Source organism: Nonomuraea sp. WAC 01424, assembly GCF_003947315.1.
In the GTDB taxonomy this organism is placed as follows: domain Bacteria; phylum Actinomycetota; class Actinomycetes; order Streptosporangiales; family Streptosporangiaceae; genus Nonomuraea; species Nonomuraea spiralis.
In genome coordinates this window covers 217,539-230,589 of the sequence record NZ_QHHZ01000008.1, presented here as the reverse complement: position 1 = coordinate 230,589, position 13,051 = coordinate 217,539, and the positions used below count along the sequence as shown (strand labels likewise).

General features: G+C 72.3%; 11 protein-coding genes and 1 tRNA gene. 9 read left to right on the top strand and 3 right to left on the bottom strand.

Annotated elements, in window-relative coordinates; genetic code table 11:
• Positions 1 to 167 precede the first annotated feature (167 nt).
• The 3 genes from DMB42_RS23165 to DMB42_RS23155 all read left to right on the top strand — a co-directional run bounded on the left by DMB42_RS23165 (position 168) and on the right by DMB42_RS23155 (position 3,733).
• Positions 168 to 1,091, top strand: coding sequence for a nucleoside hydrolase (locus DMB42_RS23165; RefSeq protein WP_221762298.1), 924 nt, complete (start codon positions 168 to 170; stop codon positions 1,089 to 1,091).
• Positions 1,092 to 1,132: 41 nt separating this feature from the next.
• Positions 1,133 to 1,209 (top strand) — tRNA-Lys (locus tag DMB42_RS23160).
• Positions 1,210 to 1,291: 82 nt separating this feature from the next.
• Positions 1,292 to 3,733, top strand: a complete 2,442-nt coding sequence (locus tag DMB42_RS23155; RefSeq protein ID WP_125637083.1) for a helicase-associated domain-containing protein — start codon at positions 1,292 to 1,294, stop codon at positions 3,731 to 3,733.
• On the opposite strand, the gene DMB42_RS23150 is transcribed toward DMB42_RS23155, so the two are convergent.
• Together DMB42_RS23150 and DMB42_RS23145 are read right to left on the bottom strand one after the other, a co-directional pair.
• Positions 3,734 to 4,294 (bottom strand): NADAR family protein, encoded by a 561-nt coding sequence (locus DMB42_RS23150; RefSeq protein WP_125637082.1) that lies wholly within the window; start codon positions 4,292 to 4,294, stop codon positions 3,734 to 3,736.
• Between the two features lie 41 nt (positions 4,295 to 4,335).
• Positions 4,336 to 5,202, bottom strand: coding sequence for a DUF4429 domain-containing protein (locus DMB42_RS23145; RefSeq protein ID WP_125637081.1), 867 nt, complete (start codon positions 5,200 to 5,202; stop codon positions 4,336 to 4,338).
• A gap of 31 nt (positions 5,203 to 5,233) precedes the next feature.
• Between DMB42_RS23145 and DMB42_RS23140 the strand changes: the two genes are divergently transcribed.
• Complete coding sequence (locus DMB42_RS23140; RefSeq protein WP_125637080.1) at positions 5,234 to 5,818, top strand: HD domain-containing protein; 585 nt, start codon at positions 5,234 to 5,236, stop codon at positions 5,816 to 5,818.
• On the opposite strand, the gene DMB42_RS23135 is transcribed toward DMB42_RS23140, so the two are convergent.
• Positions 5,815 to 6,525: a FadR/GntR family transcriptional regulator gene (locus DMB42_RS23135; protein ID WP_125637079.1), complete on the bottom strand. Its 711-nt coding sequence runs from the start codon at positions 6,523 to 6,525 to the stop codon at positions 5,815 to 5,817. The genes DMB42_RS23140 and DMB42_RS23135 overlap by 4 nt on opposite strands.
• A gap of 138 nt (positions 6,526 to 6,663) precedes the next feature.
• On the opposite strand from DMB42_RS23135, the gene DMB42_RS23130 reads away from it, so the two are divergent.
• The 5 genes from DMB42_RS23130 to DMB42_RS23110 are packed head-to-tail and all read left to right on the top strand — an operon-like array spanning position 6,664 to position 13,045.
• A complete protein-coding gene (locus tag DMB42_RS23130) occupies positions 6,664 to 8,268 on the top strand; it encodes an ABC transporter substrate-binding protein (protein ID WP_125637078.1) in 1,605 nt (534 codons plus the stop codon).
• Positions 8,265 to 9,224 carry an ABC transporter permease gene (locus DMB42_RS23125; protein WP_125637077.1) on the top strand — a complete coding sequence of 320 codons (960 nt, stop codon included), beginning with the start codon at positions 8,265 to 8,267 and terminating at the stop codon, positions 9,222 to 9,224. Before DMB42_RS23130 ends, DMB42_RS23125 begins: the two co-directional genes overlap by 4 nt.
• A complete protein-coding gene (locus tag DMB42_RS23120) occupies positions 9,224 to 11,158 on the top strand; it encodes a dipeptide/oligopeptide/nickel ABC transporter permease/ATP-binding protein (RefSeq protein ID WP_125637076.1) in 1,935 nt (644 codons plus the stop codon). Before DMB42_RS23125 ends, DMB42_RS23120 begins: the two co-directional genes overlap by 1 nt.
• A complete protein-coding gene (locus DMB42_RS23115; RefSeq protein WP_260477881.1) occupies positions 11,151 to 12,143 on the top strand; it encodes an ABC transporter ATP-binding protein in 993 nt (330 codons plus the stop codon). The genes DMB42_RS23120 and DMB42_RS23115 overlap by 8 nt, the downstream gene beginning before the upstream one ends.
• Complete coding sequence (locus DMB42_RS23110) at positions 12,140 to 13,045, top strand: dihydrodipicolinate synthase family protein (protein WP_125637074.1); 906 nt, start codon at positions 12,140 to 12,142, stop codon at positions 13,043 to 13,045. Before DMB42_RS23115 ends, DMB42_RS23110 begins: the two co-directional genes overlap by 4 nt.
• The last annotated feature ends 6 nt before the right edge of the window (positions 13,046 to 13,051 follow it).

The following is a 13,051-nucleotide window of genomic DNA, read 5'->3' as shown; positions in this document are numbered from 1 at the left end:
GGGGACCGCGGTCCGCGAGTGCGGGACCGCCGACGTTTTTGGGGGAAGACGTCGGCCTGGACCGCCACCGATCGGGGCCGGGCAGATTTGGGGGAACTGTCCGGCCCCGATCCATGCCTGCGTCCAGGAACCACCCTCGCCGTGATTTGTGCGTATTGTCCTTCGGTGTGAAGAAAGTTCTCATCGACTGCGACCCCGGCATCGACGACGCGCTCGCCCTGGCCCTCGCGGCCGGCTCCCCCGACCTGGATGTGGTCGGCGTCACCACCGTCGGCGGCAACGTCGACCTGGAGCTGACCACCGCGAACGCGCTGGCGCTCCGGGAGTTCCTCGACCTCGGCGACGTGCCGGTCACGCCCGGCAGCGCGGGCGCCCTGCTGCACCGCACGGTCCGCGCCGGCCACGTGCACGGCGCCACCGGCCTCGGCGACGTCGTCCTGCCCGCCCCGGTACGCCCGCTGTCGGACGGCCACGCGGTCGACTTCATCGTGGACGCCCTGCGCGCCGCACCCGGCGAGATCACGCTGATCGCGGTGGGCCCCCTGACCAACATCGCCCTCGCCGTACGCCGCGAGCCCCGGGTCGTGGAGTGGGCCCGCGAGCTGGTGATCATGGGCGGCTCGTACACGCGGGGCAACCACAACCCGGCGGCCGAGTTCAACATGCTGGCCGACCCCGAGGCCGCCGCCATCGTCTTCGAGGCCGGCTGGCAGGTACGGCAACTCGGCCTGGACGTGACCCTGTCGGCCCTGGTGACCACGGACGTGCTCGACCGCATGCGCCCCCTCGGCCGGCTGTCGGAGCTGCTGGTGCCCGCCGCGCAGTTCTACGGCGTGGTGACGGCCGAGGGCGGACCGGCCATCCACGACGCCTGCGCGGTGGCGTACGTGCTCGACCCCTCGTTGTTCACCTGTGTGCCGGCCGTGGTGAACGTGGAGACCATGGGGACGTACACGCGGGGGATGACCGTCACCGACTTCAACCTGCGCGGACGGGAGGCGAACGCGCTGGTGGCGACGTCCGTGGACGTGAAGGGCTTCTGGGACCTGGTGCTGGGGGCGTACGGGAGGCTGGGGCGGCGGCTCGGGTGATGTGCGGGCACTGTCCGGCGGCTGATACAGTTATCCCTGTTGCGCCGCTAGCTCAGTTGGTTAGAGCAGCTGACTCTTAATCAGCGGGTCCGGGGTTCGAGTCCCTGGCGGCGCACCACCTGAAACCCCCAGTTCCGGGCCTGGAGCTGGGGGTTTTCGCATGCGCGGCGCGCGCCCGCCCCCGCTGCGACAATCGACGGGTGGACGAGACGCTGCTGGAGTGGCTGGCGGGGCTGGATCAGGACAGGCTGGCCGGGTTGCTGGACCTGCGGCCCGACGTGTTGCGGCCGGTGCCGCCCCGGCGGCTGGTCGCGGTGGCCGAACGGCTCGACGCGCCGGAGTCGGTGCACCTGGCGTTGTCCCGTACACCGCTGCCCTGCCTGGTGCTCGCCGAGACGATCCTGGTCTCGGCCCGCAGCGGGCGGCCGCTGGCCGGCCTCGTGGGCCCCGGGATCGACCGCTCCGCGCTGATCGACCGGCTCGAACGCGCCGCGCTCGTACGGCGGGGAGAGGACGGGGAGCTGCGTCTCGCCGCCGGGTTGCCCGCGGTGCTGCCCACCCCCTTGGGGCTCGGCCCCGACCTGGCCGGAGTGCTCGCGCAGGTCACCGTCTCCGAGCTGACCGACGTGTTCCGGCGGCTGGGCGGCACGGGCACGCCGCGCAAGGCGGTGCTGGTCGAGTCGATCGCGGCGGCGCTCGGCGACCCGGACAAGCTGGCCCGGCTGGTCGCCCGCGCCCCGGAGGGCACCCGCGAGCTGCTGGACGACTTCGTCTGGCGCGGGCCCGCGCGGGTGCTCGACGAGTTCCCGCCGCGCGGCCACCACCAGCCGCGGCGCCCGGCGACCCCGGCGCGGTGGGCCCGCGACCACGGGCTCGTGTGGAGCGCCGACTGGGAGCGTACGTACGTCATGCCCATGGAGGTCGCGCTCGCGCTGCGCGGGGCCGGCCACCTGGTCGACCTCCCGGTCGAGCGTCCCCCGGTCCGTACGGCGCCGGTCGCCGCCGGGCACGTCGCGCACGAGGCGTCCGTGGCCGCCCTGCGCCTGCTGGACCGGGCCGCGGCCCTGTTGCAGGCCGCGGCGGCCGAGCCGTTGCCCGAGCTGAAGGGCGGCGGCGTCGGCGTCAAGGAGGTGCGCCGCCTGGCCGACCGGCTCAGCTGCGCCGACGACGAGGTCCGGTTGTTGCTGGACCTCACGCACGCCGCCGGGCTGCTGGCCGCCAACGCGGTCACCCAGGTGCGCACCCGCCGGACGACCGAGACGCGGCGTACGGGGGTCTCGCCGACCAGGGGTTACGACGGGTGGCTGGAGTTGTCGCCGGCCGGCCGCTACGCCGCGCTGGTCGAGGCGTGGTGGCGGCTGCCGATCAGCCCGACCCGGCGGTACGACGGCAAACCGCGCAACCCGCTGGCCCCCGCCGGCTCGGGCACGCCGTCGAGCGTCATCCGCGAGGTGGTGTACGGGCTGCTGCCCGCCGGGGCGGCCGTGGTGGACGCCGAGGAGGTGGCGGCGGCGGCGAGCTGGCATCTCCCGCTGGTGCAGCGGGCGAGCTGCCGGGAGGTCGTGCTGGCGGTCCTCGCGGAGTCGAGGCTGCTGGGGCTGGTCGGCGCGGACGCCCTCAGCCCGCCCGGCCTCGCCCTCCAAGCGGCCCTCCCCGCCTCCGTCGTCCACGAGGGCCTGGGGGAACCGCGCCCCGGAGGCAAGGGGGAAGCGGGGCCGGGCGACAGGCGGGAGGCAGGAGCGGGTGGCGGGGGCCGGTGTGGGGGCCGGGGCGGGGGAGTGGCGGAGGCGGCCGAGGGGTTGCTGGCCGTCGCGCGGCAGCAGGCGTTGTTCGGGACCGACCTGACCGCCGTCGTCACCGGACCGCCCGCCGCCGCCCTCGCCGAGGTCCTCGACCGGGCCGCCGACCGCGAGCCCGGCGGCACGTGGCGGTTCGGCCCGTCGTCGGTACGCCGCGCCCTGGACGCCGGCCACACCGCCGCCGACCTCGTGACCGCCCTGGCCGTGGCCGCCGCCGGCCCGCTGCCGCAACCGCTGACGTACCTGATCCAGGACGTCGACCGCCGCCACGGGGAGATCGGCGTGCTCCCGGTGGGCTGCTGCGTGGTGGGCGACGACCCCGCGCTGCTGGCCGAGCTGGCCGCGCACCGCAGGCTGGCGAAGCTGCGTCCGCGCCTGCTCGCGCCGACCGTACTGGCCAGCGCCCTCGACCCGGCGCAGACCCTGGCCCTGCTCAGGGAGGCCGGGTACGCACCGGTCGAGCACACGGCCGACGGCTCGCTCGCGGTGGCCGCCGCGCCGCCCAGGCGCGCCCCCGCCCGCCCGGCGGCCCGCCGCGAACCGGCGGTTCTCGGCGCCGCCCGCGCCGCCGCCTGGCTGGCCCGCACCGCCGGCGAGCCCGCCCCCGTCTTCCACGGCCTGCGCGAGGTGTTCACCCGGTACGCCACCGGCCTGCCGCCCAAGGCCCGCGAACGGGTGGCGATGGAGCTGCAGTACCACGGCACGGCCCGGATCGTCTACGACGGCGAGGACGTCACCGTCAGCGCCCCCGAGGTACGCGGCGCCGACCTGGACGTGTGGTGCCACGAGTCCGCCGAGTTCCGCCGGCTGGACCTGGCCAGGATCACCAAGGTGTTGACCTGATCAGGTGTCGAGCGCGTCGCGGGCCGCCATCAGGGCGAAGCCGAGCAGGTTGAGCCCCCGCCAGGTCGAGGGTGACGCGGCGCGCCGGTCGTCGGCGGCCAGGCCGATGCCCCACACGCGGTCCACCGGACTGGCCTCGACCAGCACCCGCGCGCGGGTCCCGAGCAAGAACTCCCGCAGGTCCGCGTGCGCGCCGAACTTGGCGAGGGAGCCCCGCGTGACGATGTCGAGCCGGTGGGCGTCCCACACGGCCTCCTCGAAACCGCGTACGGTGCGGCCGAGCTTCTTGGCCTCGGCGGGGCTCGCCGCGCGCAAGATGGCGGCGGCGCTGTCCTGGTCGCCGAACAACCACGCCTTGTGGGCCATCATGTAGTGCTCGGCCGAGGCGAAGGTGTGGCCGTCCTCGGTGAAGGTCACCGGCCACCACTGCGACAGGCAGCCCTGGCCGACGCCGCCGTCGCGGGCCGGGCGGTGGCCCCAGAAGTAGAGGTAGCGCAGCCGGCGGCCGTTCCGCTCCGCCGCGACGGCCTCGTCCACGGTACGGGGAAGCTGGTCGGACACCGCTCAACCGTCCCATAGGAGACGGATGCCAGCCAAGCCGATTAAAGCCGACGAATCATGGCCTGTTTGGCGGCGCTGAACTCCTCGTCGGTCAGCACGCCGGAGCGGTGCAGCTCGCCCAGTTCGGCCAGGCGGCGCAGTACCGCGTCGTGCGTGTCACCGGCGGGGGCCGGCGGTTCGAGCGCCACGGGCTCCTCGGGCTCCTCGGGCTGCTCGCGGGGCAGCCGGGCCAGCACCGCCGCCCCGGTCAGCGCCGTCGCGCCGCCGAAACGCTGGATGCCCCAGGAGACGCAGCGGGGATCCTTCTGCGGGGAGCCGCCGGGCCCGTCGCCCTTGAGCCGGAACCGCAGCGTGCCGTAACCCAGGCCGGACTGCGGCTTCCACTCCACGCCCACCAGGTCGGCGAGCGGGAACTCCTGTGTCCCGGCGTGCTCCTTCTCCGAGCTGGCGAAACCCGTCCATTCCAGGCGTACTCGTTCGCCGTCGAAGCTCGCCGTGCCGTCGCCCGCCGTGGCGGAGACGGGGACGGCGGGGCCGGGCAGCAGGTGGTGCTCGCAGGGGCCGCTCGGCGTCCGGTAGATCTCCAGGGTGTCGCGGACCTCGTCGGCGAAGTACTGGGCGGCGCCGGCACGCTCCTTGGGCACGGCCAGCCGGTACGGGTCGGCGGGCGCGGACAACGATCCGGCGACGAGATCGGACAGGGGGTCGGCGCCGCGGCGCAGGCGCAGGCGGAGCTGGCCGCCCTTGCGTCCGGGCTCGAAGGCGCAGCTCGCGATCGCCTCCAGCGGCACCGCGACCTCGCCGAGCACCTTGCGGAGCTCGTGCACGCTCTTGTCACCGCCGGGGACGACGCGCAGCATCTCTCCGTTGAACGTCCACGAGCCGTCAGGAACGGCGATCTCGGTCATATTCTCAGCCTAGGACGTCGAGAGGAGCCCGATGAAGATCTTCACGAGCTGGATGTCGTGGGGCCAGGCCGCCGGACCCCTGGCCGAGGTGCTCCCGTCGCAGGCCGTCAACAGGGTGCGTGAGGCGGTGCGGTTCGCGCGGGTGCAGCACGGCGTGCAGCAACGTCCCACCGGGCGGCCGTACGTGGAGCATCTGCTGGAGGCGCTGGAGGTGGCGGTGGCCGGGGCGCAGGTGCGCGACCCCGACGTGCTGACCGCGATCGTGCTGCACGACGTGCTGGAGGACACGCCGTGCACCGAGAAGGAGCTCGCGCGGCGCTTCGGCGCGGAGGTGACCGGGCTCGTACGCTGGGTGACCAGGCCCGCGAACGGCCGGAAGTCCGACCACCTGGCCACGCTGGACGAGGCCCCGGCGCAGGCCGTGCTCGTGAAGCTGGCCGACCGGGTGAGCAACGTGCAGGAGTTGCAGCGTATGCCGTGGCGGTTCCAGAAGCGCTACTACCTGGAGACGGTCGCGTACATCCTGCCGCTGGCCGCGCCCCACCCCTGGTTCGCCCAGTGGTACGAGGAGTGGCGCGAGCCGTGGTCCCGCCGGGTGGCCCGCTACCCGGGTTAGCCCCCCAGCCGGGCCAGCCGGTTGCGTACGCCGTCGAAGTGCGCGTAGACGGCCGCCACCGCGGCCGTCCGGTCGCCGGCCAGCACCGCGGCGTAGATGTCGCGGTGCCGCCTGGCCACGTCGCCGGGCGGCTCGTCGGGAGCGCCGAGGTGGTCGCGGAGCTGGTGGTAGACGTCCCAGAACGCGCCGAGCAGCTGGCTGACCAGCGGGTTGCCGAGCGGCCGGTAGAGCAGGTCGTGGAAGAGGCGGTCGGTCTCGGGGGAGACCTCGCCGACCTGCGACTCGTGGTCCATGCGGGCCATGACGTCGGCCACCGGGGTCAGGTCGGCCTCCGGTCCGAGGTCGATCAGGCGCTGTACGAGCCCGCCCTCCAGGATCTCGCGGATCTCGATGAGGTGCGCGAGGTGGTTCCTGCCGTTCTGCAGGGTGATGCGGCTGTGGAAGGCCAGCTCGTCCACCAGGCCGGACAGCGACATCCGGCCCACGAACATGCCGAAGCCGTGACGGATGTCGACGATGCCGACCGCCTGGAGGGCCTTCAGCGCCTCCCTGATCGAGTTGCGGCTGACCTGGAGCTCCTCCATGAGCTCCGACTCTGTGGGCAGCGGATCGCCCGCGACCAGCCCGCGTCTGACGATGAGGTCCTTGACGCCCTCTTGGGCCTCGACCGCCCGGCTGGGGCGGGCCGGACGCGGGACTGCGGTCATGAAGCTTCCTTTCATCGTAGGTAACATTCCGGAAATCCTCTGTTGACCTCAAGACGCCCTGGCGTTTAGCGTCCACGTTACGCACAAGATAGGACATGGGATGTCCTACGTTCTACCTTTCCCCCCCAGGAGGCATCCGTGAGCTCTGAGTTCAGCCGCCGTGACTTCCTGCGCTACAGCGGGGCCACGGGTGCGGCGGCGTTCATCGCGGCCACCCTCTCCGCCTGTTCCGGAGGCCCGGCCTCGACCGGCTCGGTCGGCGCGGGATCGAACAAAGACCTGATCACCGCTGTCATCGGCTACGGCAACGACCAGAGCTGGGACCCGACGCAGACCGCGTCGGCCTTCGCGATGGCCGGGATCAGCCACATCTACGAAGGCCTGCTCGACACCGACCCCGTCACCCGGGAGCCGTACCCGGCCCTGGCCACGGCGCTGCCGGCCGACCTGAACGCCACGTCCTGGACGTTCACCCTGCGCGAGGGCGCCAAGTGGCACGACGGGCAGCCGGTCACCGCCGACGACGTGGTCTTCACCTTCGAGCGCATCCTCGGCCCGGACAACGTGCTGACCGGCAACTTCTTCAAGTCCTGGTTGCAGGAGGTGAAGAAGGTCGACGACCGGAACGTGGAGCTGGTCTTCAAGTTCCCCTTCCCCGACGCGGCGCCCAGGCTGACCATCGCCAAGATCATGCCGAAGCACGTGTTCGGCCAGGCGGGCGCGTGGGACAAGGCCAAGAGCGGCATGACGGTCGGCTCCGGGCCGTACAAGCAGGCGGCGCACAACCCCAAATCCAACACCTCCTTCGAGGCGTTCGACGGCTACAACGGCCCCCGCCCGGCCACCGTCAAGAAGATGAACTGGCTGACCATCGTGGACGCCTCCGCCCGCGTGGCCAAGATCTCCGGCGGCTCGGCCGAGGCGCAGATCGCCGACAACATCCCGTACGCCAACGTCGACCAGCTCAAGCAGCAGGGACTCACGGTCGAGGGCGGCAAGGGCATGAACCACATGTTCCTGATGTTCAACACCGCCGCCAAACCCTTCGACGACGTACGCGTCCGCCAGGCCCTGCACTACGCGATCGACAAGCAGAAGATGATCGACGTGGCGCTCAAGGGCCACGGCACGGCCTCCAGCTCCTTCCTCAACGAGGGCCACCCCGACCACCAGCGCGCCTCGGTCGTCTACGACTACGACCCCGACAAGGCCAAGGCGCTGCTGAAGGCGGCGGGCGTGACGAACCTGACGGTCAACCTCATGGCCGTCAACGTGAGCTGGATCGTCGACTGCCTGCCGACCATCGCCTCCTCCTGGGAGGCCGTCGGCATCAAGGTCACGCTGGAGCCGCAGGACACGGCCGCGCTGTTCACCAAGATGGACCAGTTCCAGGACTACCAGGTGGTCGCGGCGGCCTCGAACCCCAACCAGTTCGGCATGGACGCCGACCTGATCCTGCACTACAACTACGTGCCCGGCGGCCTGTGGATGAAGTACAGCCACTGGGACGGCAGCAAGGACGCCGAGAAGCTGTTCGCCATGATGGACGCGGCCGGCAAGGAGACGGACAAGGCCAAGAAGACCGATCAGATCCACAAATATCTGGACCTGGTCGCCGAGCAGGCCGTGCTCTACCCCGTCGTCCACAACGAGCTGATGACCGCCTGGGACCCGAAGAAGCTCTCCGGCATCCGCGCCCAGCCCTACCCCGGCATCAACCTGCTGCAGGCCAAGAGGACATGACGCTCGTACTCAGGATGCTGCTGCGGCGGCTCCTCATCCTGATCCCGCTGGTCCTCGGCGTGGTCGCGTTCGTGTTCGTCGTGATGCGCTTCTCGGGCGTCAAGCCCGAGTACGCCTACTTCCAGGGCGCGAACCCCACCGCCGAGCAGATCCACCGCTTCCAGGTGGAGAACGGCCTGCTGGACCCGCTGCCGCTGCGGTACGTGCGCTTCGTCGCCGACCTCGCCCAGGGCGACATGGGCACCAGCGTGCTCACCAAGCAGCCGGTCATCGAGTCGGTGACGACCGCGTTGCCGCTGACCCTGCAGCTCACGTTCCTCGGCCTGGCCGTGGCGGTCGTGTTGTCGCTGCTGTTCGGCGTGACCGCGGCGCTGTTCCGCGACCGCTGGCCCGACCAGGTGATCCGGGTCGTGTCGCTGGTCGGCGTGGCGGCCCCGGCGTTCTGGCTGGCGCTGCTGATGATCCAGTGGCTGGCGGTCGGCGAAGGGCTGTTCCCGACCGGCGGCTACATCAACCCCGCCGACTCCGTCACCGGCTGGCTGCAGTCGATGACGTTGCCCGCGCTGTCGTTGTCGTTGCCGATCGCCGCCCAGCTCACCCGCATCATCCGCACGTCGATGGTCGAGGAACTGGACCGCGACTACGTGCGCACCGCGATCGGCAGCGGCCTGCCGATGATCGTCGTGGTCGGCCGCAACGTGTTGCGCAACGCGCTGATCAACCCGCTGACCGTGCTCGGCCTGCGCATCGGCTACCTGATCGGCGGCACGGTGGTCATCGAGACGATCTACGGCCTGCCGGGGATGGGCCAGCTCATGATCAACGCGGTGCGCGACGGCGACCCGGCCGTCGTGCAGGGCGTCGTGCTCACCATCGCGATCGGCTTCATGGTGGTCAACCTGGTCGTCGACATCCTCTACCTGCTGGTCAACCCCCGCCTGAGGAGTGCCGCCTGATGAGAAGCGGACTCGCCGAACGCCTGTCCAGGCCCGGCGTCGCCTTCCGGCGCCTGCCCCTGACGTCGTGGTTGTCGGTCGGCGTCGTCGCCGTGGTCGTGCTGGCCGCGCTGTTCGCGCCGCTGATCGCGCCGCACTCGCCGTACTTCCAGGAGGCCGCCGGCGGCGGCCCGTCGGCCGCGCACTGGATGGGCCTCGACAGCGCCAACCGCGACATCCTGTCCAGGCTCCTGTACGGCGCCCGCTGGTCGCTGATCATCGGGCTCGGCGCCACCGGCCTGGCCCTGGTGGCCGGGGCGCTCGTCGGCGCGCTCGCGGCCACCTCACGCCGGGCCGTGGACGAGACCGTCATGCGGGTGCTCGACGTGATCATGGCCTTCCCCGGCATCGCGCTGGCCGCCGTGCTGGTCGCGGTGTTCGGCGGCGGCATCCCGGTGCTGGTCATGGCCATGGCCTTCCTCTACATGCCGTCCGTGGCCAGGGTCGTACGGGCCAACGTGATCGCCCAGTATGGCGAGGACTACGTGGCGGCCGAACGCATCATCGGCGCCCGCACGCCGTACATCGTGGTCAGGCACGTCGCCGTCAACTGCGCGGCGCCCGTGCTGGTGTTCTGCACGGTCATGGTGGCCGACGCGATCGTGTTCGAGGCGTCGTTGTCGTTCATCGGCGCCGGCGTACGGCCGCCGAACCCGTCCTGGGGCAGCGTCATCGCCGACGGCAAGAACCTGGTGCTGCTCGGCGGCTGGTGGGCCACGGTCTTCCCCGGCCTGCTGATCCTGCTCACCGTGCTCGCCCTGAACATCCTGTCCGAGGGCATCTCCGACGCCTGGGCCTCCCCGGTACGCAGGACCGCCCCCAAGAAGGACGACGCGTTCGAGCAGGCCGCCCCCGGCACCGGCCAGGCACTCGAACTGCCCGGCCTGGCCGAGGCCGCCCGCCGGCTGGCAGAACGCGCCCGCCCGCTCCCACAGGGACAGCCGATCCTCAGCGTCGAACGCCTGCGCATCGGCTTCGACCCCGGCGTCGACATCGTGGACGGCGTCGGCTTCGAGGTGTGGCCCGGCGAGGTCGTCGGCCTGGTCGGCGAGTCCGGCTGCGGCAAGTCGCTGACCGCCCTGACCGTCATGGGCCTGCAACCGCGGCAGGCCCGCGTCAGCGGGCACGTGCGCTTCGACCAGAAGGAACTGCTGGCGCTGCCGCGCCGGGCCCGCCGCCGCCTGCTCGGCCACGAGATGGCGATGGTCTACCAGGACGCGTTGTCCTCGCTGAACCCGGCCATGACCATCAAGGCCCAGCTCAAGCAGGTCACCCGCCGGGGCGGCCGGCGTACCCCGGCCGAGCTGCTGGACCTGGTCGGCCTCGACGCCCGCCGTACCCTGTCGGCGTACCCGCACGAGTTGTCGGGCGGCCAGCGGCAGCGGGTGCTGATCGCGATGGCGTTGTCGCGTGACCCGAAGCTGATCGTCGCCGACGAGCCGACGACCGCGCTCGACGTGACCGTCCAGGCGCAGGTCATCGAGCTGCTGCTGCGGCTGCGCGAGGAGCTGGGGTTCGCGCTGATCCTCGTCTCGCACGACCTGGCCCTGGTCGCCGACGTCACCGACCGCGTCGTCGTCATGTACGGCGGCCAGATCGTCGAGACCGGCGCCACGGCCGCCCTGGTCGGCGAGCCCGCACACCACTACGCCCGGGGGCTGCTCGGCGCGGTGTTGTCGCTGGAGTCGGGGGCCGAACGGCTGACGCAGATCCGCGGCGTGGTGCCCGCGCCCGCCGACTTCCCGGCCGGGTGCAGGTTCGCCGACCGGTGCCCGATGGCCACCGACGTGTGCCGTACGGAGAGGCCCGTGCTGGCCGGGGAGGCCAGGCGGCACGCGGTGGCCTGCCACCACCCGGCGGTCGAACTCGTGGGAAGTGAGCAGCAACGTGCTTGAGCTGAACGACGTGCACGTCGTGCACAAGGCCAGGTCAGGAGGGCTGTTCTCGCGGGACCGCGTGCACGCCCTGACCGGCGCCTCGCTGACCGTCGCGCCCGGCGAGACCGTCGGGATCGTGGGGGAGTCCGGCTGCGGGAAGTCCACGCTGGCCAAGGTGCTGGTCGGGCTGCAGCGGCCGGCCTCGGGCAGCGTACGCCTGCACGGCCGAGACCTGTGGGGGCTGAAGGAGGGCGAGCGGCGCGCGCTCGTCGGCACCGGCGTGGGGATGATCTTCCAGGACCCGTCCACGGCGCTGAACCGGCGGCTGCCGGTCGGCCGGATCCTGCGCGACCCGCTCGACGTGCACCGCCGCGGCGCCCCCGCCGCCCGCGAGGCCCGCGTGCGCGAGCTGCTGGACCTGGTCGGCCTGCCCGCCGGAGCGGCGGACGCGCTGCCCGGCCAGCTCTCCGGCGGCCAGCGGCAGCGGGTGGCCGTGGTCAGGGCGCTCGCGCTCGAACCTGAACTGGTCGTCGCCGACGAGCCCACCAGCGCCCTGGACGTGTCGGTCCGCGCCCAGATCCTCAACCTGCTGCTCGACCTGAAGGAACGGCTCGGGTTGTCGCTGGTGTTCATCTCGCACGACATCCAGACCGTACGCAGGATGAGCGACCGCGTGGTCACCATGTACCTGGGCAGGATCGTGGAGCAGACGCCCGCCGGGTCGGTGCCGTCGCGGGCCAGGCATCCGTACACGCGGGCGCTGTTCTCCGCGACGCCCGGACTGATCTCGCCCATCACCCCGATCCCGCTGGTGGGCGCCGTGCCGTCGGCCACCAGGCCGCCCAGCGGCTGCCCGTTCCGCACCCGGTGCTGGCGGGCCGACGACCTGTGCGCGGCCGAGATGCCCGCCGCCACGCGGGCCGGGGACGACCATCTCTTCCACTGCCACCACCCGGTGGCGGCCGGAGCCACCGACCTAGAGCTGATCCAGGAGCACTCATGAGTTTGACCGGCGTGATCCCCCCGGTCTGCACCCCGTTGACCCCCGGCCACGAGGTGGACGCCGCCTCCCTGACCCGGCTGGTGGACCACCTGCTGGACGGCGGCGTGGACGCGCTGTTCGTGCTCGGCTCCTCCTCGGAGGTGGCCTACCTGACCGACGCACAGCGGCGGCAGGTGCTGGACACGGTCACCGGGCACGTGGGCGGCCAGGTGCCGGTGCTGGCCGGGGTGATCGACATGACCACGCCGCGGGTGCTCGAACACGCCCGCGTGGCGGTCGAGGCCGGCGTCTCCGGGCTGGTGGCGACCGCGCCGTTCTACACGCGCACCCACCCCGACGAGATCCGCACCCACTTCCGGACGATCGCCGCCCGCAGCGGCCTGCCGGTCTACGCCTACGACCTGCCGGTCAGCGTGCACACCAAGCTGAGCGCCGACCTGCTGCTCGGCCTGGCCGCCGAGGGCGTGCTGGCCGGGGTGAAGGACTCCAGCGGCGACGACGGCGGGCTGCGCCAGGTCATCATGGGCCGCGACGCGCCCTTCAGCGTGCTCACCGGGTCGGAGGTGACCGTGGACTCGGCGTTGTGGATGGGCGCCGACGGCGTCGTGCCCGGTCTCGGCAACGTGGACCCGCGGGGCTACGCCGAGCTGTACCGGGCCGCCGCCCGCGGCGACTGGAAGGCGGCCAGGACCGAGCAGGAACGCCTGGTCAGGCTTTTCGAGATCGTCCGCGTCGGCGCGGCCCGGATGGGCGGCAGCTCGGCGGGGCTCGGCGCGTTCAAGGCCGCCCTGCACCTGCGGGGCGTCATCGACTGCCCGCTCACCGCGCTCCCGCAGATCCCGCTGAACGACGACGAGATCGGCCGGATCGGCAAGCTGCTGGCCGCCGCCGGGCTGCTGTAGCCGCCG

Bases quoted from the DNA above. Each gene is read 5' to 3' on its own strand.
- DMB42_RS23120 (WP_125637076.1), top strand. From the start codon at position 9,224: ATGAGAAGCGGACTCGCCGAACGCCTGTCCAGGCCCGGCGTCGCCTTC.
- DMB42_RS23140 (WP_125637080.1), top strand. From the start codon at position 5,234: ATGAAGATCTTCACGAGCTGGATGTCGTGGGGCCAGGCCGCCGGACCC.
- DMB42_RS23135 (WP_125637079.1), bottom strand. From the start codon at position 6,525: ATGACCGCAGTCCCGCGTCCGGCCCGCCCCAGCCGGGCGGTCGAGGCC.
- DMB42_RS23125 (WP_125637077.1), top strand. From the start codon at position 8,265: ATGACGCTCGTACTCAGGATGCTGCTGCGGCGGCTCCTCATCCTGATC.
- DMB42_RS23145 (WP_125637081.1), bottom strand. From the start codon at position 5,202: ATGACCGAGATCGCCGTTCCTGACGGCTCGTGGACGTTCAACGGAGAG.
- DMB42_RS23110 (WP_125637074.1), top strand. From the start codon at position 12,140: ATGAGTTTGACCGGCGTGATCCCCCCGGTCTGCACCCCGTTGACCCCC.